This is a genomic window from Falsirhodobacter halotolerans (assembly GCF_022899245.1).
GTDB lineage: Bacteria > Pseudomonadota > Alphaproteobacteria > Rhodobacterales > Rhodobacteraceae > Falsirhodobacter > Falsirhodobacter halotolerans.
Window position 1 is genome coordinate 154,395 of sequence record NZ_JALJAZ010000003.1, and the last position, 25,026, is coordinate 179,420.

Annotated in this window: 21 protein-coding genes; 9 read left to right on the plus strand and 12 right to left on the minus strand. The window is 67.0% G+C overall.

Annotated features, from left to right (window positions below; all coding sequences use genetic code 11):
- The first annotated feature begins 34 nt into the window (after positions 1-34).
- Entirely contained in the window at positions 35-886 is an 852-nt protein-coding gene (locus MU449_RS15435; RefSeq protein ID WP_244739593.1) for a LysR family transcriptional regulator, read from the plus strand.
- Here the strand turns inward: MU449_RS15435 and MU449_RS15440 are convergent.
- The 5 genes from MU449_RS15440 to MU449_RS15460 form a co-directional block, all read right to left on the minus strand.
- The gene (locus MU449_RS15440; RefSeq protein ID WP_244739595.1) at positions 883-2,292 is read right to left on the minus strand and encodes a hypothetical protein; all 1,410 of its coding nucleotides are present in this window, start codon (positions 2,290-2,292) and stop codon (positions 883-885) included. The two genes, MU449_RS15435 and MU449_RS15440, sit on opposite strands and share 4 nt — an antisense overlap.
- Before the next feature lie 93 nt (positions 2,293-2,385).
- Positions 2,386-3,168: an ABC transporter permease gene (locus MU449_RS15445; RefSeq protein ID WP_244739597.1), complete on the minus strand. Its 783-nt coding sequence runs from the start codon at positions 3,166-3,168 to the stop codon at positions 2,386-2,388.
- Between the two features lies 1 nt (position 3,169).
- Positions 3,170-4,321: an ABC transporter permease gene (locus MU449_RS15450; protein WP_244739598.1), complete on the minus strand. Its 1,152-nt coding sequence runs from the start codon at positions 4,319-4,321 to the stop codon at positions 3,170-3,172.
- Complete coding sequence (locus MU449_RS15455) at positions 4,318-5,376, minus strand: ABC transporter ATP-binding protein (RefSeq protein WP_244739599.1); 1,059 nt, start codon at positions 5,374-5,376, stop codon at positions 4,318-4,320. The genes MU449_RS15450 and MU449_RS15455 overlap by 4 nt, the downstream gene beginning before the upstream one ends.
- 3 nt (positions 5,377-5,379) lie before the next feature.
- On the minus strand, positions 5,380-6,420 hold the full coding sequence (locus tag MU449_RS15460; RefSeq protein ID WP_244739600.1) for a polyamine ABC transporter substrate-binding protein: 1,041 nt from the start codon (positions 6,418-6,420) through the stop codon (positions 5,380-5,382).
- 204 nt (positions 6,421-6,624) lie between these two features.
- Here MU449_RS15460 and MU449_RS15465 point away from each other — a divergent pair, with 204 nt between their 5' ends.
- A complete protein-coding gene (locus MU449_RS15465) occupies positions 6,625-8,100 on the plus strand; it encodes an aminotransferase-like domain-containing protein (protein WP_244739601.1) in 1,476 nt (491 codons plus the stop codon).
- An 8-nt stretch (positions 8,101-8,108) separates the two neighbouring features.
- Here MU449_RS15465 and MU449_RS15470 read toward each other — a convergent pair whose 3' ends face one another.
- Positions 8,109-8,984, minus strand: coding sequence for a DMT family transporter (locus MU449_RS15470; RefSeq protein ID WP_244739602.1), 876 nt, complete (start codon positions 8,982-8,984; stop codon positions 8,109-8,111).
- Between the two features lie 83 nt (positions 8,985-9,067).
- Positions 9,068-9,544 (minus strand): hypothetical protein, encoded by a 477-nt coding sequence (locus MU449_RS15475; protein WP_244739603.1) that lies wholly within the window; start codon positions 9,542-9,544, stop codon positions 9,068-9,070.
- Between MU449_RS15475 and MU449_RS15480 the strand changes: the two genes are divergently transcribed.
- Positions 9,543-9,701 (plus strand): hypothetical protein, encoded by a 159-nt coding sequence (locus MU449_RS15480; RefSeq protein WP_244739604.1) that lies wholly within the window; start codon positions 9,543-9,545, stop codon positions 9,699-9,701. The two genes, MU449_RS15475 and MU449_RS15480, sit on opposite strands and share 2 nt — an antisense overlap.
- A 15-nt stretch (positions 9,702-9,716) precedes the next feature.
- Positions 9,717-10,895 carry an alpha-hydroxy acid oxidase gene (locus tag MU449_RS15485; protein ID WP_244739605.1) on the plus strand — a complete coding sequence of 393 codons (1,179 nt, stop codon included), beginning with the start codon at positions 9,717-9,719 and terminating at the stop codon, positions 10,893-10,895.
- Here the strand turns inward: MU449_RS15485 and MU449_RS15490 are convergent.
- The 5 genes from MU449_RS15490 to MU449_RS15510 form a co-directional block, all read right to left on the minus strand.
- Positions 10,882-12,024 carry a glycosyltransferase gene (locus MU449_RS15490; RefSeq protein WP_244739607.1) on the minus strand — a complete coding sequence of 381 codons (1,143 nt, stop codon included), beginning with the start codon at positions 12,022-12,024 and terminating at the stop codon, positions 10,882-10,884. The two genes, MU449_RS15485 and MU449_RS15490, sit on opposite strands and share 14 nt — an antisense overlap.
- Positions 12,021-12,989 carry a glycosyltransferase family 2 protein gene (locus tag MU449_RS15495; RefSeq protein WP_244739609.1) on the minus strand — a complete coding sequence of 323 codons (969 nt, stop codon included), beginning with the start codon at positions 12,987-12,989 and terminating at the stop codon, positions 12,021-12,023. The genes MU449_RS15490 and MU449_RS15495 overlap by 4 nt, the downstream gene beginning before the upstream one ends.
- Positions 12,990-12,999: 10 nt before the next feature.
- On the minus strand, positions 13,000-14,130 hold the full coding sequence (locus MU449_RS15500) for a glycosyltransferase (RefSeq protein ID WP_244739611.1): 1,131 nt from the start codon (positions 14,128-14,130) through the stop codon (positions 13,000-13,002).
- On the minus strand, positions 14,127-15,410 hold the full coding sequence (locus MU449_RS15505; RefSeq protein ID WP_244739613.1) for a glycosyltransferase: 1,284 nt from the start codon (positions 15,408-15,410) through the stop codon (positions 14,127-14,129). The genes MU449_RS15500 and MU449_RS15505 overlap by 4 nt, the downstream gene beginning before the upstream one ends.
- Before the next feature lie 87 nt (positions 15,411-15,497).
- Positions 15,498-18,299, minus strand: a complete 2,802-nt coding sequence (locus tag MU449_RS15510) for a calcium-binding protein (RefSeq protein WP_244739615.1) — start codon at positions 18,297-18,299, stop codon at positions 15,498-15,500.
- Between the two features lie 244 nt (positions 18,300-18,543).
- Between MU449_RS15510 and MU449_RS15515 the strand changes: the two genes are divergently transcribed.
- From MU449_RS15515 to MU449_RS15535, 5 genes are all read left to right on the plus strand, one after another.
- The gene (locus MU449_RS15515) at positions 18,544-20,268 is read left to right on the plus strand and encodes a type I secretion system permease/ATPase (protein WP_244739617.1); all 1,725 of its coding nucleotides are present in this window, start codon (positions 18,544-18,546) and stop codon (positions 20,266-20,268) included.
- Positions 20,265-21,554, plus strand: a complete 1,290-nt coding sequence (locus tag MU449_RS15520; RefSeq protein ID WP_244739618.1) for an HlyD family type I secretion periplasmic adaptor subunit — start codon at positions 20,265-20,267, stop codon at positions 21,552-21,554. The genes MU449_RS15515 and MU449_RS15520 overlap by 4 nt, the downstream gene beginning before the upstream one ends.
- Before the next feature lie 127 nt (positions 21,555-21,681).
- Positions 21,682-23,178, plus strand: coding sequence for an ABC transporter substrate-binding protein (locus MU449_RS15525; protein ID WP_244739620.1), 1,497 nt, complete (start codon positions 21,682-21,684; stop codon positions 23,176-23,178).
- Between the two features lie 57 nt (positions 23,179-23,235).
- Entirely contained in the window at positions 23,236-24,174 is a 939-nt protein-coding gene (locus tag MU449_RS15530) for an ABC transporter permease (RefSeq protein WP_244739621.1), read from the plus strand.
- Entirely contained in the window at positions 24,174-25,025 is an 852-nt protein-coding gene (locus MU449_RS15535) for an ABC transporter permease (protein WP_244739622.1), read from the plus strand. Before MU449_RS15530 ends, MU449_RS15535 begins: the two co-directional genes overlap by 1 nt.
- Position 25,026 lies beyond the last annotated feature (1 nt).

Consider the following 25,026-nt stretch of genomic DNA (forward strand, 5'->3'; position numbering starts at 1 on the left):
CGGGATTAACCGTTGCTGAGCGTCGGAATTTCTTGTGGATGCGCGTTTTCTGGAAAGCCTGATCGCGGTGGTCGATCTGGGGTCGATCGTGGCCGCCGCGCGGCGGCAGGCGCTGACCCCCGCCGCCGTCAGCCAAAGATTGCAGGTGCTGGAGGCGGAGATGCGCGCCCCCCTGCTGATCCGCCGGGCCAACACCATCACCCCCACGCGCCTGTGTCTGGACCTGCTGCCCCGGATGCGGTCGATCGTGGCCGAATGCCGCGCCCTGCGGCAGGCCGCCGCCCCCGACGCGCTGGAGGGCACGTTGCGGGTGGGCGCGATCTCCACCCTCTTGACCGGCCTGGTCCCGGATGCCCTGCGCGCGCTGCGCGACAACGCCCCCGCGATCACCCTGCAGATCGAACCGGGCAGTTCGGCCCGGCTTTATGACGCGCTTCTGGCCGGGCGGCTGGACGCGGCGTTGATCGTGGCCCCGCCGTTCGACGTGCCGGACCAGATCGCCCTGCACACGTTGAAACACGAAGGCCTGTGCCTGCTTTTGCCCCCGGACCATCCGACGACCGACCTTGCCGCCGTGTTCCGCGACCTGCCCCTGATCGAATACGATCCCACCACCTGGGGCGGCCAACTGGCCGACCGCTATCTTCGCGATCACGGCATTCGCGCGCGGCGGTTCTGTACCCTGGACGGGCTGGAGGCGATTTCCGATCTGGTGGCGCGGGGCATCGGCGCGGCGCTGGTGCCCCGTTGGCACGGCGTGGGGCGGGCGCATCCGGTTCCGGGCGACGCCGCCTATGCCCGCCGGCTGGTCTGCGCGATGCCGCGCGGTTCGGACCGGCCGGCCTGCGATGCGGCGTTTCTGACGGCCCTCGGGCTCGCCCCCTAAAGCCACCACGCCAGCAGCAACGCCCAGACCGAGATCACGCTGCCGACGACCAGAACATAGGCCCCGTTCCAGCGCAGCCCCACCTCGCGGCTGCGCACCCCGGCCAGGGACGCCACGATCATGACCGACGCGGTGAAGGGCGAGGTCACCCCGCTCAAGGCCCAACCGCCGGTGATCGCCACCACAAGGGCGATGGGGGAAATGCCCATCGCTTCGGGCGCGGGAAGGATCGGCACCAGAAGCGACACGGCCAGGATCGGGTTCATCCCCACCTGCCCCGTCAGCGGGATGATCCACAACATGCCCAGCAGGATCGCCCAAGGGGGAATGGCCCCCAGATCCAGACCCAGTTGCGGGATGATCGGCACCATAAGGAACGCCCCGATATTGCCGATGAACGACGCCATGAACAACAGCAGGATCTGCCCGCCATAGGATGGAAGCTCCCGCGTCACGAAGGCGGCGATGCGGGCGCGCACTTGGCCTGCGCGGGGATGCGCGGGGTCCGCCTGCCACCAGATCCAGACGATGGCCACAAGCGGCACGAAGGACATGACCGCCCCCACCACATCCACCCCGGTGATCACATGAAGGCCGGCCACGCCCCCCACGATGATCCCCAGCAGACGGTAAAGCGGCAGGAGACGCGTCACCCAGCCCCCGGAGGGAAAGGTGCGCCGGGGGGCGGGGCGTGTCAACTTCGGCTTGAAGATCGTGTCCATCGCCCAGCCCACGCCGACCATGACCACGCTGCTGACCAGACAGAACAGCACCGCCGCATTCCAGTTCGCCCCCGGAACCAGCGACATCGTCACCGCGATGGAAAACCCCAGCGGCGACCAGCACAGCGTGGAGGCAAACCCGCGACTGATCGCGACCATCATCCGGCGCAGGCGGACGCGGCGCAGTTCCGCATCGGGATCGTTCCGCGACGCCTCCGCCGCCAGCGACCCCAGAAGGCCGATCGAGCCATAAAGAAGGATCAACCCGAAAAGCTGCCCCCCAAGCGTCAGCGCGATATACCGCAGGCCCGGCCGCTGATCCGCCAGAAACTGCCCGCAGGACAGGATCGCGGGCGATCGGATGGCCACCGTGCGGATCGCGGTCAGCGCCGTGAACAGGGCGATGACGAAGCTGCTGCGCTCCAACGCGGTCAGGAACCCCGCCCCCCAATCCGCGCGCGTCAGCACCGCCCAAAGGACCAGTCCCGCCCCCACCAGAACGAAGATGCGCGGCGAGGTCCGGTCGGCCACCGCAAGGACCACGACGACGCAGAACGACAGGACCGAGGCCACCAGGAGCGCCGCGCCGCTGTGCGAATACTGATAGACGATGGTCGCCAACATCGTCATCACGGCCAGATAGCCCCCGAAGGCCAGACTGCGTTGCGAGGTTTCGGGGGTCATGACGGCTTTCGACATTGGGGGATGGCGGCGCCCGCGATGCGCCCGCCATCTTGGGTATCGTGGCGCGGGCGGAATGCCAAGCGCCCATGGGCACTAGGCGACGCCCATCCGTTTGCGTCTGTTCTGCAACCACAATCCCGCGATGCCGATGCAGATCGTGGCGATGATGAAGGTGACGGCCGCCGCCGCGATGGCAGGGGTCAGGTTGTCACGCAACTGCAGGAACATCTGCCGCGCCAGCGTCCTCTGGTTCGGGCCGGCCAGAAAGATGGTCAGCACCACCTCGTCCAGCGAATTGGCGAAGGCGAAGACGAAACCCGTCACGATCCCCGGCAGGGCCATCGGCAGCGTCACCAGCCACAGGACATGGGGCGGCGCGGCGCCAAGGCTGGCGGCCGCCCGTTCCACGCTGCGGTCCACCCCCGCCAAAGCCGCCGTGACCGACAGGATGACGAACGGCACGGACAGGACCGCATGTCCGACGATCAGCCCCGTATAGGTGCTGCTGAGCCCCATGCGGGCATAGACAAGCTGCATCCCCACCCCCAGCACCACGGCGGGCACCGCCATCGGCAGCAGGAACGCCGTCCGCGCCAAGGCGACCGGCAGCCCCGCCCGTCCGCGCAGACCCAACCCCGCCAAGGTGCCCAAAATCGTCGCCAAGGCAGAGGAGGCCAGCCCCACGACCAGACTGTTCCAGATCGACAACCGCCAGGCCGGATCGCCGAACAGCACCCGGAACCAGCGCAGCGACCATTCCTCGATCGGATAGATCATGAAGCCGCCCGCCGTGAAGGCGATGGGCATGACGACGATCAGCGGGCCCATCAGAAACAGGACGCAAGCCGCCCCCCAAAGGAATTTGACGACCCCCATCCTACCCCCTTGCCCCGCGCAACGTCAGCCGCTGATACAGGCCGAAAATCACCACCGTCAGAACCAGAAGCACCACGCCAAGCGCGCTGGCCAGCGGCCAGTTCGCCTGCTGGATCGCGTATTGCGCGACGAAGGCGCTGATCAACTGATCGTTCCCGCCGCCCAGCAGGGCCGGCAGGATGTAGAACCCAAGCGAGGTCATGAACACCAAGAGCCCCCCCGACACGATCCCCGGCATGACCAACGGCAGAAGAATCAGCCGGAACGCCGCCAACGGCCCCGCCCCCATCGACGCCGCCGCCGGCATCAGGTTCTTCGGGATCGCGATCAGCACGGCATAGATCGACAGGATCATGAAGGGCAGCATCACATGCGTCATCGCGACGATCACGCCCGTGCGCGTGAACAAAAGCGGGACCGCCGCCTGCGCGCCCGCGATCATCCGCACCAGCTGCGAGGCCACCCCGTCATTCTGCAGCACGATGAACCACGCCGTGCAGCGCACCAGGATCGAGGTCCACATCGGCAACAGGACGGAGGACATCAGGACATGCCGCAGCGCCCCCGTTGCCTGCGCCATGAGCATGGCGAAGGGCAAGCCCACCAGCGCGCAGATCCCCGTCACAAGCGCGGACATCCCCACGGTGCGCAGGAAAATCTGGATATGGACGGACTGGTCCGGCGGCAGGCGTTCGATCCCGCCCCCCTCGCCCCGGCCACGGTCCACGGCGTTCAGAAGAAAACGGCCCGTCAGGGGCGGCAGGGCCGAACGGATGGTCTGCCAATAGGCGGGATCGGCCCAGCGGTCGTCCACCTCGGCCAAGGTCACGGGGCCGTCGCCGCGCACCGCCTGCTGCGTGCGGCCCATCAGCGACCGGAAGCCCGAGGTCTGGCTGTTCAGCCGCCGCACCGCATTGCCCATGTCGGTCTGCGACGTGGCGCGCAGATCGGCCACCAGCGCGTCGTTCATCGCCGGGGTGGGCGCGCCGCCGTCCCAATCGTCCATCACCGCGCCAAGGGCCGGAAAAGCGCGCGACACTTCGGTATCCGACACGGCGGTGCTGAAGATGCTGGCAAGCGGCCAGAGGAAGAACACCCCAAGGAAGGCCAGAAGCGGCAGAACAAGGGCGAAGGCCCGCACCCGCCGCATCATGCCGCCAGCACCCAGCAATCGTCGGGCGCGAAACTGGCGGTCAGCGTGCCCCCGGTCCGCACCCCGTCCGCGCTGCGCGGCAGGCGAGCGACGATCGGCCCCATCGGACCGTCCAGTGCCACGCGCAGATGATCGCCCATATAGACGCGGTCGGTCACGCGGCAGGTCAGCGCATTCGCCCCTTGCGCGCCGATCCCCAACCGCTCGGGTCGCAGACAGACGGACACCGCCCGCCCCGGTTCAAGCGGTTGGGCCACGCGCACCAGCGTCCCCCCCGACAGGCGCACGGTCGATCCCGCGGCCCCGCCTTCCGTCACCTGCCCCGGCAGCAGGTTCGTCTCGCCGATGAACTCGGCCACGAACCGCGTGGTGGGGCGGTCATAGACGGTGTCGGGCGTGTCGATCTGTTCGATCCGCCCGTTGTTGAACACCGCGATCCGGTCGGACATGGTCAGCGCCTCGGACTGGTCATGCGTCACGAAGACGATGGTCAGCCCCAAGCGACGATGCAGGTCGCGGATGTCCAGTTGCATCTGTTCGCGCAGCCGTTTGTCCAGCGCGCCAAGGGGTTCGTCCATCAGCACGACACGCGGCTCGAACACCAGCGCGCGGGCCAGGGCCACGCGCTGCTGCTGCCCTCCGGACAATTGCCCCGGATGGCGGGCGGCCAGATGCGACAGCTCCACCATCTCCAGCGCGCGAAGGACGCGGGCCTGCGCGTCGGCCTTGGACACCCGCCGCATACGCAGGGGAAAACCCACATTCTCGGCCACCGTCATATGCGGAAACAGGGCATAGTTCTGAAACACCACCCCCATGTCGCGCCGATGCGGGGCCAGATCGTCGATCCGGTATCCGTCCAGCCAGATCCCCCCCTCGGTGGGCCGCTCAAACCCCGCGATCAGGGTCAGCAGCGTCGTCTTGCCCGACCCCGAAGGGCCAAGCAGGCTGACGAATTCCCCCTTGAAGATGTCGAGAGACAGGTTGTCGATCACGCGGGTGGGGCCGAAGGCCTTGCCCACCGCGTCGCAGCGGATGAAGGGGGCGCGGGCCATGGATCAGGACTGCGACAGCCAGGCGTTGAAGCGCGCGCTCAGCGCCTCGATGTTGTCCACCCAGAACCAGGTGTCGATCGGGATGGCCGATTGCTGGTTCTGCGGCGCGGTCAGCAGCATCTGCGCGGCCTCGGGCGGGATCATGTCCATCGCGGCGGTGTTGGGAATGCCGTAGGGCAGAAGGGCGGGCATCTTCGACAAATTCTCGGGCTGGCTCATGAAGGCCACCAGATCCATCGCCTCTTCCTTCATGGGGGTGCCCTTCAGGATGACCCAGCTGTCGGTGGCATAGAGCGCCTGATCGAAGCTGAGCTGGAAGTTGCGGTTTTCCTGGATCGCGGCCATGCGCAGGCGGCCGTCATAGGCGGAGGTCATCGCCACCTCGCCCGCGCCCAGAAGCTGCAGCACCTGTGCCCCGGATTCCCACCACACGATGTCGGACTTGATCTCGTCCAGCTTGGCAAAGGCGCGGTCCACGCCCTCGGGCGTTCCAAGCACGTCATAGACCTGATCGGGGGCCACTCCATCGGCCAGAAGCGCGATTTCCAGCGACCCCTTGGCCCCTTTGCGCAAGCCTCGCTTGCCGGGGAAGGTGTCCATATCCCACATGTCCGCCCAGGTGGTGGGCGTGCCCTGCAGCTTGTCCCCGTCCCATGCGAGCGAGAAAGCCCAGGTCAGCGTGCCCGACCCGCATTCCGACGCCGTGCCGTCGGTGTACTGGTCCTGCGTGCCGATGGCCGCCCAATCCAGCGGTTCATAGATGCCGTCGTTGCAGCCCAGTTCCAGCTCGTCCGCCTCCACCTGCACCACGTCCCAGTTGATGTCGCCGGTGTCCACCTTGGCCTTCAGGATGCCATACCCGCCGCCCCAGCTTTCCTGTTGCAAGGGGAGGCCTTCGGCCTCCGTGAACGGGCCGAACAGCACCTCGGCCTGCGCCGCCTGCCCCGATCCGCCCCATCCCACGACCGTCAGGTCGCGGGCCTGGGCCGAACCGAGGCCAAGCGCCAGTGCCGCCGCGCCAAGCGCGAGGAAGCGGTATGTCATGTCGTCTCTCCTGGAATCATGGGGAAGGGGAAGATCGGGGGCGTCGGTTCGCCATCTGCACGTTCCTTGATCCATCTGCCTCAGGCTTCGGCCTTGGGGCGGGGATCGGCGCATCCGGCGGGGGTGTCATCGTCCCGTCACGCTAAAAATCGGGCAGGCGGTCTGTAAAGTGCCAGTGAGCGCGAAAGTGAAAGGACCAGTGCGATGCCCCTCGAGATGACGACATTCGGGCTGGCGCTGGACCGGCGGTCGCGCGCGCCGCTGCATCAGCAGGTGTTCGATGCGATGGCCGGGGCGATCCGGGCGGGCGGCCTGCCCCATGGGGCGGACCTGCCCTCCACCCGCGCGCTGGCCTTGTCGCTTGGCGTGTCGCGCAACACGGTGTCCTGGGCCTATGAGCGGTTGGTCAGCGACCGTTACATCGTCACGCGGCAGGGGGCGCCCGCCCGTGTGACCCGGCCGGTGCCGCCCCCCGCCCCTGCGCCAGCCGCGCTGCCCCCGGTGGCCCCGCCCGCCACGTCACTGGATCGCGCGGGGCAGCTTCTGCGCGGGCCGCGCAGTGCCCGCACCCCCCTTGCCCGCCCAAGCTTTCAGCCCTTCGTCCCCGACCCGCGCCCCTTTCCCTTCGTGCAGTGGCAGCGGCTGGTATCCCGTCGCATTCCGGCAAGCTGCCGCGAGGATATGACCCAGGACCACCCCGCCGGCCTGCCCGCGCTGCGCGCCCTGATCGCCGAGGCCTTGCGCACCAGCCGGGGCGTGCACTGCCGGCCGGACCAGGTCATCGTAACCCATGGCGGGCAAGCGGCGCGCGACCTGGTGTTCCGGCTGATCCTGCGCCCCGGCGACCGGCTGTGGATGGAGGAACCGGCGGATCCCGCGGCACGGGCGGCGGCGATCGCGGCGGGGGCCGTGTCGGTGCCGCTACCCGTCTGCCCCGACGCCGGCTGGGATCTTGACGCCCCACCCCAGCCTGCGCCGCAGGCGATCCATGTCACGCCCGCCTGTCATCAACCGTTCTGCCGCGTCATGCCCGCCGATCAACGGCACCGGCTGGTCGATTACGCGCGCCGCCACGATGCCTGGATTGTCGAGGACGACTTCGACACCGACTTTCAACCGTCCCTGACCACCCTCCCCGCGATTCAGGCGATCGACGGCGGCGCGCGCAGTTTTCATGTCGGCAGTTTTTCCCGAACGATGTTTCCCGGCCTTCAGATCGGATATGCGGTCGTGCCCCCGGTCTTCGCGGCGGCGGCGGTGGATGCGCTGTGCGTGGCCGGACATTCGGCCAGCCTGCCGATGCAGGGCGCGCTTCACGATTTCATCGCGCAGGGACATTTCGCCCGCCATGTCGCGCGGATGCGGCGCCTTTATGCCGCGCGAAAGGCGCATCTGCTGCATCTTGTGCAACGCGATCTTTCCAACTGGCTCATCCCCGCGCCAGGGCCGGTGGGTTTGGCCCTTCCCACGCGGATGCGCGACGGATTGGACGATGGCGCGCCCTGCGCGGCGGCACAGATGCGCGGGCTGCGCATTCCCGCGCTGTCGGGATATTTTCACCACGGGTCGGCCCGTCAGGGCATGATCCTTGGCTTTTGCACCATGACGCCCGAGGAGATGGCGGCCAATGTCGCGATCCTGCGCGCCTGTCTGATGGGAACCGATGCGCGCGGGGGGTGACGCCCCCGTCAGACCGCGACGGCAATCAGCGCCGCTACGCCGCCAAGCACCAGCGCCATCCCCGCGATCTGCCGCCGCGTGACGCCTTCACGCAACACACGGCCCGAGACGATCTGCGCCATCACCACCTCCACCAATCCCAGCGTGCGGACATTGGCCGCCGAGGTCATGGCAAAGCCCGTGAACCAGAACAACGACGCAAAGGCCCCCAGAAACCCCGCCCCGAGGGACGAACGCCACAGCCGCATCATTCCGCGCAACGCCGTCCGGTCACGCAATGCCAGCCACAAAAGGATGATCACCGTCTGAAGCGTCTGGGTGATCACCAGCGCCGTGACCGCGCGCGTCACCTCCGACCCGAAGGGCAAAGCCAGCACCCCGCCGCGCACACCGATGGCTGTCAGCCCGAACAACCCGCCCGACACGACGCCCAGCACCGCCGCCCGCCACGCCCCGCCGCGCCAGTGCAGCCCCGACATCAGCATCACCCCCGCCGTGGCGGTGGCGATGGCCAGCAGCATCGGCCCCGACAGGCGGTCGCCCAGCAGGACGGCCCCGATCAGGGCCACGGTCACCGGCTCGGTCTTCAAAAGGGCGGTGGTGACGCCGAAACTGCGGCTTTGCATCGTGACCAGCATCAACGCCGTGGCCGCGATCTGCGCCACGCTTCCCATGAGGAACCAGCCCATCGCCTCCGACCCCGGCATGGGGATCGGGTGCCAGATCGCCCACAAGGCCAAAGCGGCCAGCGCAAAGGGCAGGCCGAACACGAATCGCACCGCCGTGGCGCCCATCGTTCCGATCTGCGCGGTCAGGCCCCGTTGGGCGGCGTTGCGCCCCGTTTGCGCGGCCGCCGCGATCAGGGTCACCGGAATCCACCACATGGGCCATACCTTCGTCATCACCGGGCGGGACCAGTGCCGCCGTCCCCCCTATAGCCCGCAGGGGCGGCGTGGACGAGGGCCCGTCAGCCGCATTGCGACAGATACGCCTCTTGCGCGCTGGTCATCAGGCCGTCCAGCAGCGCCATGCCGAAGGGATTGTTCGTCACGTCGGGCACCTGCCCCAGCGGGCCCCGTTCGCGCAGCACCTTCGTCAGCAGGTCGGGATGATAATGGCGCAGCATGGACCCGAAGGTGAGCGAGAAGACCATCCCCTCCTGCTGGCTCAGCCTGCCGATCGTGGTGACCGTGGGCAGCGACAGGCCGGAGATGCGCGCGACATCGGCCGGGTCGGCGTTCTGGTTGGCCTCCATCGCCGCGCCGATCCGCTCGATCTCTGCCGCGGAACGGGTGGCCACGGCGCCCTGGATTTCCTGCAGCGCCCCACATTGCGCGGGGGAAAAGACCATGGGCGAGGAGGGGGACGGCAAGGTCGCGAACTGCGCGGCGGCGGGCAACGCCGACAGGGCGCAGATGGCAAGGCTGGAAACGATATGGCGCATGGCACGGTCCTTCGGGCAGGGTGGAAACAGCATGGCATGGGGGCCGGATACCGACCATGCCCCGGCCCTTCACATCCGCGTGCCGCCCGTGGGGATGGGGTGGAAGAACAGCTTCCCCCGCGCCGCCACCCGCCCTAAGCTTGCAGCACAGATGTGAAAACAAGGGCCCGGCATGACGATCACCGACGCGTTGACCATCGACGATCTGATGCACATGGCGCGGCGGCGCGTGCCGAAGATGTTCTTCGATTACGCCCATTCCGGCGCGTGGACCGAAAGCACTTATCGCGCGAACCAGGCGGATTTCGCCCGCATCGGCCTGCGCCAACGGGTTCTGGTGGACATGACCGACCGCAACCTTGCCAGCCTGATGGTGGATGAACCCGTGGCGATGCCGGTGGCGCTGGCCCCCACCGGCCTGACCGGAATGCAGCATCCCGATGGCGAGATGTTGGCCGCGCAGGCCGCCGAGGCGTTCGGCGTGCCGTTCACCCTCTCCACCATGTCCATCTGCTCGATCGAGGACGTCGCTTCCGTCACCACCCGCCCGTTCTGGTTCCAGCTTTATGTCATGCGCGACCGCGCGTTCGTGGAAAGCCTGATGGCGCGGGCGGCGGCGGCGGGCTGTTCGACCCTTGTGCTGACGCTTGATCTGCAGATCATGGGGCAACGCCACAAGGATCTGCGCAACGGCCTGTCCGCCCCGCCCCGCTGGACGCCCAAACACGCGTGGCAGGTGGCAACCCGGCCGCGTTGGGCGCTCGGGATGATGCGGACGCGGCGGCGCGGCTTCGGCAACATCGTGGGGCATGTGAAGAACGTTTCGGACCTGTCGTCGCTGGCGTCCTGGACGGCGGATCAGTTCGACCCGCGCCTGTCATGGGAGGATGTGACCTGGATCCGCGACCGGTGGCCGGGCAAGCTGATCCTGAAGGGCATTCTGGACCCGGAGGATGCGCGCATGGCGCTTGGGCGCGGCGCGGATGCGATCATCGTGTCGAACCATGGCGGGCGGCAGCTGGACGGGGCCCGCTCCTCCATCTCGGCCCTGCCGGGGGTGGTGGGGGCGGTGGGCGATCAGATCGAGGTGCATCTGGACGGCGGCATCCGGTCGGGGCAGGACATCCTGAAGGCGCTGGCCCTTGGGGCGAAGGGAACGTATGTCGGGCGGCCCTTCCTGTGGGGGTTGGGGGCGGGGGGCAAGGCGGGCGTGACGCGGGCCTTGAACATCCTGCGCCACGAACTGGATGTCACCATGGCCCTGTGCGGGCGACGGGACATTCGCGGCATCGACGCGGATATTCTGGACCGCCTTGGCGACCCGATCGGCGCAGAGGTCAGACGGACATGACGGGGGCCGCCGGGGCCAGATGGGCGGGCAATTCGATTTCGGGAAACCGCACCGAGGGGGCCGGGGCGTCCCGCGCCGCGATGGCCGCCGCATAAAGCGCCTCATACCGGTCGATCATCCGATCCAGCGTGAACCGCGCCTCCACCCGCGCGCGGGGAAGGGTGCGGGGAATGTCCATCGCCTGCACAAGGGCACGGTCAAAGCCCGCCGCATCGTCGGGATCGGCAAAGCGCCCCGCCTCGCCGATGACCTCGCGCGCGGCACCCATGTCGAAGGCGGCGACCGGCAGGCCGCATGACATCGCCTCCACCGCGACCAGACCAAAAGGTTCGTCCCACAGCGGTGTGAACATCAGGACCGATGCGCCCCCGATCGCCGCCGCCAGATCCGACCCCGCCAGATGCCCACCATAGCGGATCTGCGCCCCCAGATGCGGCGCGATGGTCGCGTCGAAAAGCGCGCGATCCTCGATCACACCGAACAGCGTCAGCGGAATGCCGGTGCGCAGCGCCGCCTCAACCGCGCGGTCCGGGCCCTTGTTCCGGGCGATGCGACCCGCCCAGACCGCCGTGCCGTCCCCCTTGGCCTGAAAGGGCCACAGCCCGATATCGATACCGTTATGGGCGACATGCGCCGCCGGTGGCGGACCTTCCGGCCACCAGCCATCCAACTGGCGGGCCGAAGTGACGGTGAACAGCGACCACGGGGCCGCGCTTTCCCGCACTGCGCGGTGGATCGCGTCGAAGGGCGGAATGTGCAGCGAGGTGACCATCGGCATACGCCGCGCCCGCGCCAGACGCGGGGGATAACGGTGCAGCGTGTTGTTGTGAACGACGTCGAACCCGCCCGCCGTAAGGCCCTCGCAGGCGCGGGCGAACCCGCCGTCCAGATGGTCGTGCAGCACCTTGGTTTCGACGTAATCGTTCCACGGATAGCGCAGGTCGTAATGCTGCTCCAGCACCGGATGGATGCGGAACTGCGGATCGCTGTCGCCTGCGGCGAACAACGTGACATCGTGGCCGCGCGCCATGAGCCCTTGGGTCAAGGCCCAGGAATGCGCCTCCATCCCGCCCATGAAGGGGGGTTTGACCGGATGACGCACATGGGCAAGGACCGCGATCCGCATCATTCCGCCGCGATGGCGGGGCGCAGCAGGGCCTTCTGCCCCGGATCGGCGGACCCCGCCTCGATCGTCAGCCCGTGGCGTTCCTTCAGCAGGTTCAGGATCCGGCGCGTGTTGGCATAGGGCATGTGCGCCTCCTGCCGGGTGAAGGCGATATCTTCCGCGTCGGGATCGCGCAGAATGCGGATGGTCGGGCCGGCGTTGTCGATCAGCCCCATCAGCATGAAGGCGTAAAGCCAATGCTCCATCGTGCGATAGCCCCATTTCTGCGCGAACAGTTCGGCGTTGCGAACCACGCTGTGCAGATGATGGACGGGGGGCATGTGATGGGGGTGATACTGGTGATACACCTTGGCCCCCGGAATCCATGCGATGCGCCCGCCTTGCGCGGTCAGGGATTTGCCGAAATCCGTATCCTCGCCGCCATAGCCGGTGAACCGTTCGTCAAACCCGCCGACGCGGTCGAACAGGGCGGTGGGAAGGGCGAAGTTCAGCGACCAGAAGCAGCGATAATCCTCGCAGATCTCGATTCCGTGTGCAGGCGGGCCCTGACGGTCGGAATGGCGCACGGCAAGCGGTTCGAAATCCTCGGTTCGCCATCCGTCGGGGGTGGCCCCGCCGGGCAGATAGGCCACCTCGCCCATCGTCAGCCCGTCGAACTCGGGCGAAAGGTAATCGGCGATCAGCGTGGGGCCGGGAATGCAATCCACGTCCAGAAAGACCAGCATCGCCCCCGACGCCGCGCCGGCCGCCACATTCCGGGCGCGGGCCAAAGGCAGCTCCGCCCCCGTGACGGCGATCTGGCGCACCGGGAATGGCATGTCGGGCAGATCGGCATAGGGTGTGTCCTGCATATGCGCGATGATCAATTCGACCGGCGGAACGGTCTGGCGGGCCAGACCCAGCATCATGTTCTTCAGGTGGGCATCACGGCCTTTGGCAATGGTCAGAACGGAAACGGAAGGGGGCATGATGGTCACCTCAGGACGCGGACAGGGGAATGACATTGGGCGCGGCATCGGCCCACAGACGCTGGATCAGGGATTCCAGCCACGCCGCCGTACGGGAGGCGGCATCGGCGCCGGTCAGCGCCTGTTGGCGAGCGGGATCGTGACGGGCGGCAACCTCTGCCATCGCGCGGTGCCAGGCGTGGGCGGACGACGGCAGGTGGGGCAGATGCACCGCCGCACCCGCCGCGTCCAGCGCGCGGGCCTTCCACACCTGTTCGTCGAAATACCGCCACTCGGGCACGGCGATCCATGGGATGCCCGCCGCCAGAATCTGTTGGCAGGTCGTGTTGCCGGTGGAGGCGACGACGACATCCGCCGCCGCGACATGATCCGCAACACCGTCGACCCACCCGAAATGGCGCAGGTTCGACGGCTCGGTCGCGTGCCAATCCCGCTCCACATGGCCGGCGGTGATCCATTGCGTGTCGGGCATCGCACGGGCACCGACCCCGATGGGGGCCTGCGCGAACCCGTTGCCGCCCTTGCCCGACAGCACCAGAATCACCTTGCGCGCGGGGTCGAGGCCAAGGCGCGTGCGGGCCGCCGCGCGGTCGGGCGCGGGGGTGGCGGGGCAGCCAAGCCCCGGCGCGTGAAACATCCGGTCGGCAAGGTCCGCCCAAGCCGGCTGGTCCAGTGCGGGATGGAACGGCGCAAGAAGCCCCGCCGCTCCGTCATAGGCCGCGCGATGCCCCGGATCGCTGCGGTCGCCATGCTGGATCACCTTCACATGCGGGACCGAGCAGATGCGGGCCAGCTGCGCCACCTCGGCCGATACGTCGCTGATCATCAGGGCGGGGTTGGCCTCCATGAACCAGGCGGCCATGCGGCCCATCGCCATGCGAATGCCGGGCCAACCGACCGGGGCGCAGTGCAGGGTGTGGGGGGTGGGGATCCAGTCCATTCCCACCTCGGCCCCCGACGGTTCGAACAGGGACGGGATGCGGTGAACGGTCGCGCCGGGGCGCAGGGTGGGAAACATGTCGTCGCGCGCGCAGAAAATCGTCACCGGGCGGGTCGCGGGCAGGGCGTTGACCACCGCCGCACACCGCTCCGCATGGCCCCGTCCCTGATGGTGGACGAAATAGCCGATGGGCCGCGTCATGCCGCGCCCTCGGCCATCATCCGACGGAGGGGGGCGGGCCGCGCCGTGCGCAGGCTGCGATACAACGTCAGGCTTTCCAACGCATACCGGTCCCAGTCGTAGCGCCCCACCCCCGCACGCGCCTTGGCCGAGGCGCGATCCCAAGCCGCGGCATCACCGATCAGCGCGCGGCAGGCGCGGGCGATGTCAGCGGGGTCTTGCGGGTCGATCAGGTGGCCGTGGTCCAGATCGCGCAGAATGGCCGACGGGCCGCCATGCCGCGTGGCCACCACGGGCAACCCTGCCTGCGCCGCCTCCAGCAGGGTCAGGCCGAACGGTTCGAACAGGGCGGGATTGACGAACACGCCACGGGTTTCGGCGGCCAGACGATAGAGCCCCGCCACGTGGTGCGACGTGTGGGCCGGGGGCAGCGCGAAGATCTCCTCCATCCCCGCGCCCGCCTGCCGCAAGTCCTCCACCAACCGGCGCGCGGCGGGTTCGGCGGTGGCGTGCTGGCCCGCAAGGATCACCAGATTGGCCCGGTCGCGCAGCGCCGCATCGCAGGCAAAGGCGCGCACGAGGGCGATCAGGTTCTTCTTGGCCACCGGCCGCGCGATGGCCAGAACCATGGGCCGGTCCATATCCGTCAGCCCACCGGCCAGAAGCGCGCGCGCATCCTTTGCGTCGCCCTCGGGCAGAAGCGTCACGCCGGGCGATATGCGTCGGGCGCGGACCATGGCGTTGGGATCATAGGCGGTGATCTGACGCTCCACCTCATCCCGGCTGGACACGATGATGGCTGCGGCGGTGCGGATGGCCCGGCGTTCCGCCTCGATGCGGCGACGCTCCACCCCGCCGCCGACCTTGTCCAAGGCCAGCGAGTGGGGGGTATAAACCACCGGAATGTCGAACGAGCGTCCGACGGCCAAGGCCACCTCCGCCGCGTCGGCGAAATGGGCGTGGATCACGTCGGGCCGGGGCCCCTTGCGCAGATGGTCGCGAAGGGCGGCGGTCAGGGCGGGAACCTCGTCCCACAGGGCGGCCTTGGTCAGATAGGTCGGGGTCTGCGTGCGCAGGCGGATGATGTGGCCGTTGGGGGCGAACGCCTCACGCGCCGTCATGTAATGGGGGCCGAAGGTGTCGAACGCGCGGGTCACGATATCCACCCGCGCGCCGCGCTGCGCCTGCCGCGTCGCGGCCCCGAGGATATAGGCGATGTGGCCGCCCGTATCTTCGGACAAGCCGTATTCGACGGGCGGTGCCTTGAGGCAACCGCCGAGGGCGACGTGCAGGATGTGCATGGATGATCTCACGAATTGGTGACTATCAACGTGGCGTCGCGTGAATGGTTCCCCGCCCACGCGACGCATCGTCGCATATTCTGCGCGTCAGAAGTAATCGACGTGGTTTTCGGTCAATGTCCCTTGGAAATTCTGCAGGAACAGCAGGTCGCCGTTGTCGAAGGTGATGGTCGTTCCCAACCCGTTGACCGTCATGCGGTCCTGCAGTGCGGCCAGGGTCATATCCCCGCCCACAAGCTGGGCGTTGATATGCAGGATGTCATTCTCGCGGAGGGAGAAGTCGGTGACCGTAAGCTGATCGTCGCCGAAATCGAACACGAATGTGTCCGACCCGCTGCCGCCCGTGGCCACATCCTGACCGGAACCGCCCGAGATCCAGTCGTTGCCGCCACCGCCCAGCAGGATGTCGTTCCCCGCCTCGCCATAAAGACGGTCGTTCGCCAGACCACCGTCCAGCACGTCGTTGCCGTCGCCGCCATGAAGCGTGTCGGTCCCGCCCCCGCCGTTCAGCGTGTCGTTCCCGGCCTCGCCGTATAGGAGGTCGCTCGAATCCTCGCCATACAGCTGATCGTCGTCGGCGCCGCCGTAAAGCGTGTCCTGACCCAGACCGCCATAAAGGACGTCATTGCCACGATCGCCATACATGAGGTCGTTCGACCCTTCGCCATAAAGGGTGTCGTTGTGGTTGCCCCCGTACATCGTGTCGTTGCCGTTGCCGCCGTACATCAGATCGTTGCCGCCCTCACCCAGCATCATGTCGCTGCCATCGCCCCCCTCCATGACATCGCTGCCGCCGCCCCCGTTCAGAAGGTCGTTGCCCGCCCCGCCATAGATGGAATCGTTGCCGTTCTCGCCATAGATCTCGTCATTGCCCCCGTCGCCATAAAGGACGTCGTTGTGCAGGCCGCCATAGATGGTGTCGTTGCCATTGCCGCCATAGACGGTGTCGGTCCCCACACCGCTGTGGATCCAGTCGTTCCCGCCGACGCCATAGATGAGATCGTTGCCCGCCCCGCCGGTGATGCTGTCATCGCCGAAGCTGTTTTCCGGGTCGCCATAGATGGTGTCGTTGCCGTCCCCGCCTTCCAGCGTGTCGGGGCCCTGACGGCCCTGCAACAGCTGATCGGACGAGATGGGATCGACCGGTTCGACATTCCCTTCGGCGGGCAGAAGGGCGCCCACCACCTCGTCGATCCGCTCGCCCATGCCGATGATCACGATCTCGCCCCCGCCGGGAAGGGTGACGCGCAGATCGAGGGGGCCGGTGCCGTCGAAATCGAACGCCTGAGCGTTGGCGCGAAACGCGTCCGGCCCGAAGTTCCGTTGGTTGACGATCAGCGCATCGCCTTCGGACGGGGCGAAATCGACCAGAATCGTCCGACCGTGCGGATGGGCGACGAAGGTGTCGCCGCCCGCGCCGCCATACATCTGGCTGATGCCCGCGCCGCCGAATATGCTGTCATCGCCCCGGCCCCCGAACAGGTGATCGTGACCGCCGGCACCGCCATGCACCGTGTCGTTGCCGTCCTGCCCATACAGGAAATCGTCATAACGGCTGCCCATGACGCTGTCATTGCCCGTGCCGCCATAAAGGAAGTTGTTGGCCTGATCGCTGCCCGTCAGCGTGTCGTTGCCGCCATGGCCGAAGGCGACACCAAGATATTGCGCGATGTCGAACGGGTTGCCGGGATTGTAATCGGGGTCGTTCGTCTGATTGCGCAGAAAGCCGCGGATCAGTTGCACATCGACATTCTCGGCCCCCGCATGGGCCGCATCCTCCCCGCCAAGCGAAAAGGCGTCCATCGCGGCGGCATAGCTGCCCTGCTGCACGAAGCGCAGCGTGCCGTCCGGGTCCATCCGGGACAGGTTGGATTCGCCATACTGGCTGCCCGTGAACCAGCTTATCGCCACGCCGTGATCGGCAAACCAGTCATAGGCGCCGGTGAACCCCTGCACCTCGGGCCGGTCCGAGATCAGGTTGTAGGCCTGATTGCCCTGGGCGTTGGTCTCGGTCAGGATCATCTCATCGGCCAGGATCGGTCCATAAATCTCGTCCAGACGCGCGCGCACGTCATCGGGATCGGACATGCCGCCCGTGCCCAGCCATCCGGGATAGAGGTGCGCGGACCACACGAGGCTGTCGCCCAGACCCTCGCGGATGTAATCAAGCGCGCTGCCCGACCCCATGGAGATATCGGCCAGCTGCTGGAATTGCGCGGAATAGTTCCAGCCGCCCACCATGATCTTGGCATCGCCCGCCCGCTCCTCGATCATCTGCCCCAGCTGGACCATGTGTTCGGCATAAAGGGCCACGAACTCGTTCAGGGCCTGCGGGCGGTTGGACGACAGCTGGGTGGCGGTGTTGTAGGCGGCGGGTTCGTTGACGATCTCATAGCCATAGACCGCGTCCTGCACCGCGGGATGCCCGTCCATCCAGTCGAGCATCTGGGTCCAGGCCGTCTCCATCGAGGTATAGACCTCTCCGGTCAGGGCATCGCGCATCTGGCCCACGGCATCCGGGCCGCTGGCGGTCAGCTCCTGCGCCTCGCCGTTCATCTGGACCATGATCAGGGTGAACCCCTCTTTCACCGCCGCTTCAAGGAAGCGTTCGTATTGCGGATGAAGGGTGCCGTCGGCGTTGAAGCTGTGGGTGTTGAACGGCATCCGCAGCGTCGTCACCTCGGGCAGGGCGTCGCGCAGGCGCGCGGCATAAAGCTCCGGGTTGCCCGTCATCGCGACCGGGATCGTCTGGAAGTCGCTCTGCCACAGGTAGTATTTGCTGTTCGACGCCTGATTTTCCGCATAGGTGCCGTTCGCCTGGTCGATGGCGATCTGATCCTCGGCCATGACCTGAAGGTTGATGATGTTCAGATGAGATGTGCTGGCCATACGTACCGTCTCCATACAATGCAGGATGGGTTGAAACGAAAGGGCGCGCGGAGCCGGAACGAAAAAGACGACCTGCGCACCGGGGAATGCCTGTTCAAACGTCGATCTCGGATTAAAATACAACTTAGGGTTGAGTAGCGGGGGATGCAAGAGTGGCCCATCGGCACATTCGAACGCATGGCAAGGGCCGGACCACCCGCAGCCCACGCGTCGCGCCAGGGGCGGGTCAAGGCGGCCAATGTCGATGACCGGACCCTCTGCCGCGCGCGGGCGCTTCGAATTGTGGCGGACCCTCCGGCGATCGGGTTGGATCGGGGGGGCGATCCTGATCTTCTCGGGTCTTGCGAACCTTCTGGTGCTGGCCGGACCGCTCTATATGCTCCAGGTCTATGACCGGGTCCTGCCGTCACGGTCCACGTCGACGCTGGTCGCATTGTCGGTCCTTCTGGTGGTGTGCTTCGTGGCAATGGGGCTTCTGGATCATGCCCGCGGGCGGCTGGCGGCGCGGGTCGGGGCGGCGTTTCTGGATGATCTGGATCTGCGGGTGCTGCGGGCCGGGACCGAGCTTGCGCGAACGGATCCGAAGAACCCCGCCGCGGCCTCTGCCCTGCAGGATCTGGAAAGCGTGCAACGGGTGATCGCTTCGCCTGTGTTGCTGGCCCTGTGCGACATGCCATGGGTGCCGATTTTCGCGGGGATCATCTTCGTCCTTCATCCGGTGCTGGGGGCGGTGGCGGTGGCGGGCACCGTGGTGCTGGTCGTGATCACCCTGCTTAACCAGTGGATGACCAAGAAGCCGTTAATCGCCGCCGGGCGGCTGGGTCTGGCGGCCGATGGACTTGCCACGACCTTTCGCCGCGATGCCGACACGTTGCGCGGGCTGGGGATGCAATCGGCGGCGCAGGAACGCTGGATGGGCATCCGTCGGCAGGGCAAGGGGGCGGGCCTGCGCGCCAGCGATCTCTCGGGCGGATTTTCGGTGCTGACCAAGACGTTTCGCCAGCTTTTGCAGTCGATCATGCTGGGCGTCGGCGCATGGCTCGTCCTGCAGGAGGAGATCGGGGCGGGCGCGATGATCGCAAGTTCCATCCTGATGGGCCGGGCGCTGGCCCCGACCGAGATGGTGATCGGCCAATGGGCGCTGGTGACCCGCGCCCGCGAGGGCTGGCGGCGGCTGTCCGGCCTTCTGACGGCGGTGCCCCCGGCCCCGGCGCGCACCGCCCTTCCCCGCCCGGCGGCCCGGATCGTCGTGCGGGAACTCGCGATCTATCCGCCGGGCGAGGCGAAGGCGCTGCTGCGCAACATCGGGTTCGAGGTGCGGCCCGGTCAGGCCGTGGGCGTCATCGGGCCGTCCGGGTCGGGAAAATCCACGCTGGCCCGCGCGCTGACGGGGCTGGCCCGCCCGACCGCGGGCGACATCCGGCTGGGCGGCGCGGCGCTGGATCAATACGACCCCGACACCTTGGGCGGGCTGATGGGATATCTGCCCCAGCAGGTCACCCTGTTCGAGGGGACGGTGGCCGACAACATCGCCCGCCTGACCCCCGATCCCGACGCCGCCGCCGTCGTGCGCGCGGCGGAACGGGCGGGGGCGCATCAGATGATCCTTGGCCTGCCCCATGGGTATGACACGCCCCTGTCCCCCACGGGCGCCCCCCTGTCGGGCGGGCAGGTCCAGCGTCTGGGGCTGGCGCGGGCGCTGTTCGGCGATCCGGTCTGCCTGGTGCTGGACGAGCCGAATTCGAACCTCGATCAGGACGGGACGGCGGCGCTGAACGGGGCCATCCGCCATGTGAAGGCGGCGGGCGGGGTCGTGTTCATCATGGCGCATCGGCCCGCCGCGATTCAGGAATGCGATCTGCTTCTGGTGCTGGACAAGGGAACGCAGCGCCTGTTCGGCCCGCGCGACACGGTTCTGCGCGACATGGTCCGCCCGCGCGAGGCCGCCGGCGAACGGGGTGTCGCATGATCGCCGGAACGCGCAAGGCGCTCATCACCGGGTTCGTCACCGCCCTTCTGTTGTTCGGGGGCGTGGGGTCATGGGCCACATTCTCGCGTCTGGACGGGGCGGTGATCGCCCCCGGCGTCGTGCAGGTGCAGCAGAACCGACAGGTCGTGCAGCATCCCGATGGCGGGGTGGTGGACCGGATCTTCGTGCAGGAGGGGGACACGGTCGCGGCGGGCGACATTCTGGTCCGGCTGGACGATGTCGATCTGCGCTCCGACCTTACGGTCGTGGAGGGGCAGTTGTTCGAACTTCTGGCCCGCAGCGCCCGGTTGGAAGCGGAACGCGACGACGCCAAGGCCCTGACCTTTCCCGACGATCTGCTGAGCGAGGCACCCGGCCATCCGGCCATCGCGCCCCTGATGGCCAGCCAGACCGCGCTGTTTCAGGCGCGGGCCGACACGCTGCGCCAGGAAATCGGGCAGATCGAAGAACGCGGCGCGCAGGTGCAAAGCCAGATCGAAGGCATCGACGTTCAACTGTCCTCGATGGAAACCCAGCAATCCCTGATCGCGCGCGAACTGGATCTGCAGCGGCAGTTGCTGGATCAGGGCCTGACGCAACTGTCGCGGGTTCTGGCGCTGGAGCGCGAGGAGGCGCGCCTGATCGGGGAGGTCGGAAGCCTGATCGCCGAGCGTGCACAGGCGCGAAGCCGCGCCGCCGAATACAATCTGGAAATCCTGAGGCTGGAAAAGGGCCGCCGCGAAACCGCCCTGACCGAATTGCGCGAACTGGGGTTTCAGGAACTGGAACTGGCCGAACGGCGCCACGCCCTGATCGGTCAGCTGTCGCGGCTGGACATCCGCGCCCCGGTCGACGGCGTGGTGCTGGATCTGGCCGTCACCGCCCGGCGCGCGGTGCTGAAACCCGCCGATCCGCTGCTGTTTCTTGTGCCGCAGGACCGTCCGCTGCGGGTCGTGGCGCAGGTGTCGATCGGCGATGTGGACGAGGTTCGGCCGGGCCAAGAGGTTCGGCTGCAATTCTCCGCCTTTCCGGCCCGGACCACGCCCCAACTGAGCGGCCATGTCCTGACCGTGTCCGCCGATGCGCTGGAGGATCGACCCTCGGGCCAGTCCTTCTACCGCGTCGATATCGCCCCCGACATGGATGACATCGGGCTGCCGGGGGATTTCCGTCTGGTCCCTGGAATGCCGGTGGAGACGTTCATCCGCACCGGCGAACGCTCTCCTCTCGCCTATCTTTTGCACCCGTTGGGCGTTTATTTCGACAAGGCGTTCCGCGACAGTTGACCGCGACGGCCCAATAAGGGCGAAATATAATCCGCAGCTATGGAACATGATTGACAGCAATGGGTCATTGCGCGCTGAATATTATTGCGCACTATATGTCATTATAAAAGAATACAGGGAGCCTTCGATGTCATTCCGCGCCACCTGCCTCGCCTCGGCCGCCGTTGCCCTTTGCGCCGGCCCGCTGTCGGCCCAGACCGTGATCGACGTGGCCATCATCGGCGATGCCGACACGTTCGATCCCATGATCTCGACCAAGGATGTCGTCAGCATCGTCACCCAGCATATCGTCGAAACCCTTTATACATTCGACGAAAACTGGCAGGTCGTCCCGCTTCTGGCCGCGGCCCTGCCGCAGGTCGGCGACGATGGCACCACCTATGTCATTCCCCTGCGCGAAGGCGTCACCTTCCATGACGGGTCCACGATGGACAGCGCGGACGTCGTCGCCTCATTGACGCGCTGGACCGAGGTGGCAAGCCGCGGCATGGCCGTCGCGGACAAGATCGCCGCGATCGAGGCGACCGGCCCGTCCGAGGTGACCATCCGCATGACCGAACCCTACGCGCCGCTGCCGACCCTTCTGGCGTTCTCGAACTCGGCCGCCGCGATCTATCCCGAAGAGATCATCGCCCCGCAGATCGCCGAACCCGTGGGCACAGGCCCCTACAAGCTTCAATCCTATCAACCCGACCAATACACGCAACTGGTCCGGTTCGACGACTATACCCAACCCGTCTCGGGCGACCGGGCACAGACCCCGGACGAGATCCGTTTCGTGCCCGTGCCCGACACCAACACCCGGGTCGAAGGCCTGCTGTCGGGCCAGTTCGATTATGCCGACAGCCTGTCCACCGAAGCCTTCGACCGGATCGCGGCATCGGACGTGGCCGAACCCGTCCTGCTGGAACCGTTCGGCTTTCCGTTGATGGCCATCAACCACAAGCAAGGGCTGATGACCGACCTGAACATCCGGCGCGCGGTGCAGGCCGCCCTGCCCTATGACGACATGCTGTTCGCGGCCTTCGGGGACGAGAAGTTCTTTCAGACCGACGGGGCGCTTTATCCCGAAGGATGGCCCTGGCACACCGAGGCAGGGACCGAGCTTTACAACATCAACGACCCCGAAAAGGCCGCCGAATATCTGGAGGAGGCCGGATATGACGGCCAGCCCCTGCGCATCCTGACCTCTCGTCAATACGAGTTCCATTACCAGATGGCCGAGGTCGCGCGCATGGCGCTGGAGATGGCGGGCTTCACCGTTCAGATGGACGTGGTCGATTGGGCGACGCTGGCACAGAACCGCGACAACCCCGAACTCTGGGACATCTACATCACGCATTCGCCCTTCCTGCCGGAACCGACGCTGACCTCCTCGCTCTTCTCCACCGCGCGGGAAGGATGGGCGAACCCGACCAAGGACGAGATTCTGGACCGGTTCACCCGTGAAACCGATCCGGCCAAGCGGGTGGCGATCTATGCCGAGCTGCAACAGCAGGTCTATGAGGATGTCGGCATGTTGAAAGTCGGCAATTTCAACGCGCTGCAAGGCAAATCACGCGCCCTGTCGGGGGTCGTGCCCTCGCCCTGGCCCGCCTTCTGGAACGCCGACATCACGCAGTGACGCAACGCCACGGGGCCGGCACCGGTCCGGCCCCTCGCAAGGCATCATGAGAGACCCATGCGCTATCTTCTGAACCGTCTGATCGGGATGATCGTCGTCATCCTGCTGGTGCTGACCATCGCCTTCATCCTGGTTCGTCTGGCCCCGGGCGATCCCGCGTCGTTGATGCTGGGCCCCGACGCCACCCCGGAGGAGGTGAACGCCCTGCGCCTGCGCCTTGGCCTGGATCAACCGATCATCGTGCAGTTCGGGACGTTCCTGTCCAATGCCCTGCGGGGCGATCTGGGACAATCGCTGTTCTTCAATCAGCCGGTCACGACCGTTCTGGCCAGCCGGGCGGAACCCACGATCTTTCTGGCGCTGTTCTCGCTTCTGGTGGCGCTGGTCATCGCCACGCCGGTGGGGATCTGGGCCGCCTATCGTCGCGGATCGTTTCTGGACCAAAGCTCCATCACGACGGCGATGCTGGCGGCCTCGGTGCCCAGCTTTCTGACCGGTCTGATCTTCCAGCGATATCTGGCGACGGATCTGGGATGGTTCCCCGCCTCGGGCTATGGCAGCGCAGGCGCCGATTTCGCGGAACGGATGCGGCATCTCATCCTGCCGTCGATCACGCTGGGCATCACGAATTCGGCGTTGATCCTGCGCTTCACCCGCGCCTCCATGCTGGAGATCTTGGGCGAGGATTACGTGCGCACCGCCCGCGCCAAGGGTATGCGCGAACGGCGCGTGATCCTGCGCCACGCACTGAAAAACGCGGGCATTCCGATCATCACCGTCGTGGGGCTGACCTTTGCCCTTCTGGTGTCGGGCGCGGTGGTGACCGAACGGGTGTTCAACCTTCCGGGCATGGGAAATCTGGTCGTGAACGCCGTTCTGCGCCGGGATTATCCGGTGATCCAGGGGACGTTGATCGTGGTCGCGGCGCTGTATGTGCTGGTCAATCTCATCACCGATCTTCTCTATCTCGTCGTCGACAAAAGGGTGAAATACTGATGGCCGCCGCAAGCTCCGCCCCCGGCGTTCGCCGCCTTTTGCTGCAACGTCCGTCGGTTCTGGTCGCCCTGATCGTGTTCGTGACCATCGTGGCCGCGTGCTTCCTGTTGCCCACCCTTGGGGTGACGCAGATCGGGGGCATGTCGGTGCGCAACCGCCTGACGGGGCCGGGAGGAGAATATTTGCTGGGCGCCGATGCCTTTGGCCGCGACGTGCTGGGGCGGCTGATGGTGGCGGGGCAGACCTCGCTCGGGATCGGGCTGGGGGTGGCGCTCCTGTCCTCGGCGGCGGGGATCGCCATCGGCCTGGTGGCGGGGTTCTTTCGCCGCCTGGACACGTCGCTGTCGCGCGTGATCGACGCGATGATGGCCTTTCCCGACATTCTTCTGGCGCTGTCTCTGGTGGCGATCTTCGGCGGGTCGATGATCAACGTCATCCTGGCGCTGTCCATCGTCTATGCCCCGCGGATCGCGCGGATCGTTCGCGCCTCCACCCTCGTGATCCGCGAACTGCCTTATGTCGAGGCCGCCCGCGCCTTGGGAACCCGCACCCCCACGATCATGATCACCCATGTGCTCCGCAACATCCTGTCGCCCATTCTGGTGCAGGCCACCTTCATCTTCGCCTATGCCATGCTGGCCGAGGCGGGCCTGTCCTTTCTGGGCATCGGCGTCGATCCCACGATCCCCACCTGGGGCATCATGGTCAACGAAGGGCGGCAGTATATCGACAACGCCTTTTTCCTGATCCTCTTTCCCGGCCTTGCCATCGCGCTGTCGGTCCTGTCGCTGCAGATCGTGGGCGACGGATTGCGCGACGCGCTGGATCCGAAACTTGCCAAGGAGACGTGAC

Excerpts from the sequence above, each read along its gene's own strand:
- MU449_RS15450 (WP_244739598.1), bottom strand. The coding sequence starts at position 4,321 with ATGATGCGGCGGGTGCGGGCCTTCGCCCTTGTTCTGCCGCTTCTGGCC.
- MU449_RS15510 (WP_244739615.1), bottom strand. The coding sequence starts at position 18,299 with ATGGCCAGCACATCTCATCTGAACATCATCAACCTTCAGGTCATGGCC.
- MU449_RS15455 (WP_244739599.1), bottom strand. The coding sequence starts at position 5,376 with ATGGCCCGCGCCCCCTTCATCCGCTGCGACGCGGTGGGCAAGGCCTTC.
- MU449_RS15500 (WP_244739611.1), bottom strand. The coding sequence starts at position 14,130 with ATGACGCGGCCCATCGGCTATTTCGTCCACCATCAGGGACGGGGCCAT.
- MU449_RS15470 (WP_244739602.1), bottom strand. The coding sequence starts at position 8,984 with ATGTGGTGGATTCCGGTGACCCTGATCGCGGCGGCCGCGCAAACGGGG.
- MU449_RS15490 (WP_244739607.1), bottom strand. The coding sequence starts at position 12,024 with ATGATGCGGATCGCGGTCCTTGCCCATGTGCGTCATCCGGTCAAACCC.
- MU449_RS15505 (WP_244739613.1), bottom strand. The coding sequence starts at position 15,410 with ATGCACATCCTGCACGTCGCCCTCGGCGGTTGCCTCAAGGCACCGCCC.
- MU449_RS15480 (WP_244739604.1), top strand. The coding sequence starts at position 9,543 with ATGGCACGGTCCTTCGGGCAGGGTGGAAACAGCATGGCATGGGGGCCG.
- MU449_RS15520 (WP_244739618.1), top strand. The coding sequence starts at position 20,265 with ATGATCGCCGGAACGCGCAAGGCGCTCATCACCGGGTTCGTCACCGCC.
- MU449_RS15440 (WP_244739595.1), bottom strand. The coding sequence starts at position 2,292 with ATGACCCCCGAAACCTCGCAACGCAGTCTGGCCTTCGGGGGCTATCTG.
- MU449_RS15475 (WP_244739603.1), bottom strand. The coding sequence starts at position 9,544 with ATGCGCCATATCGTTTCCAGCCTTGCCATCTGCGCCCTGTCGGCGTTG.
- MU449_RS15530 (WP_244739621.1), top strand. The coding sequence starts at position 23,236 with ATGCGCTATCTTCTGAACCGTCTGATCGGGATGATCGTCGTCATCCTG.
- MU449_RS15515 (WP_244739617.1), top strand. The coding sequence starts at position 18,544 with ATGACCGGACCCTCTGCCGCGCGCGGGCGCTTCGAATTGTGGCGGACC.
- MU449_RS15525 (WP_244739620.1), top strand. The coding sequence starts at position 21,682 with ATGTCATTCCGCGCCACCTGCCTCGCCTCGGCCGCCGTTGCCCTTTGC.
- MU449_RS15535 (WP_244739622.1), top strand. The coding sequence starts at position 24,174 with ATGGCCGCCGCAAGCTCCGCCCCCGGCGTTCGCCGCCTTTTGCTGCAA.
- MU449_RS15445 (WP_244739597.1), bottom strand. The coding sequence starts at position 3,168 with ATGGGGGTCGTCAAATTCCTTTGGGGGGCGGCTTGCGTCCTGTTTCTG.
- MU449_RS15460 (WP_244739600.1), bottom strand. The coding sequence starts at position 6,420 with ATGACATACCGCTTCCTCGCGCTTGGCGCGGCGGCACTGGCGCTTGGC.
- MU449_RS15495 (WP_244739609.1), bottom strand. The coding sequence starts at position 12,989 with ATGCCCCCTTCCGTTTCCGTTCTGACCATTGCCAAAGGCCGTGATGCC.
- MU449_RS15485 (WP_244739605.1), top strand. The coding sequence starts at position 9,717 with ATGACGATCACCGACGCGTTGACCATCGACGATCTGATGCACATGGCG.
- MU449_RS15465 (WP_244739601.1), top strand. The coding sequence starts at position 6,625 with ATGCCCCTCGAGATGACGACATTCGGGCTGGCGCTGGACCGGCGGTCG.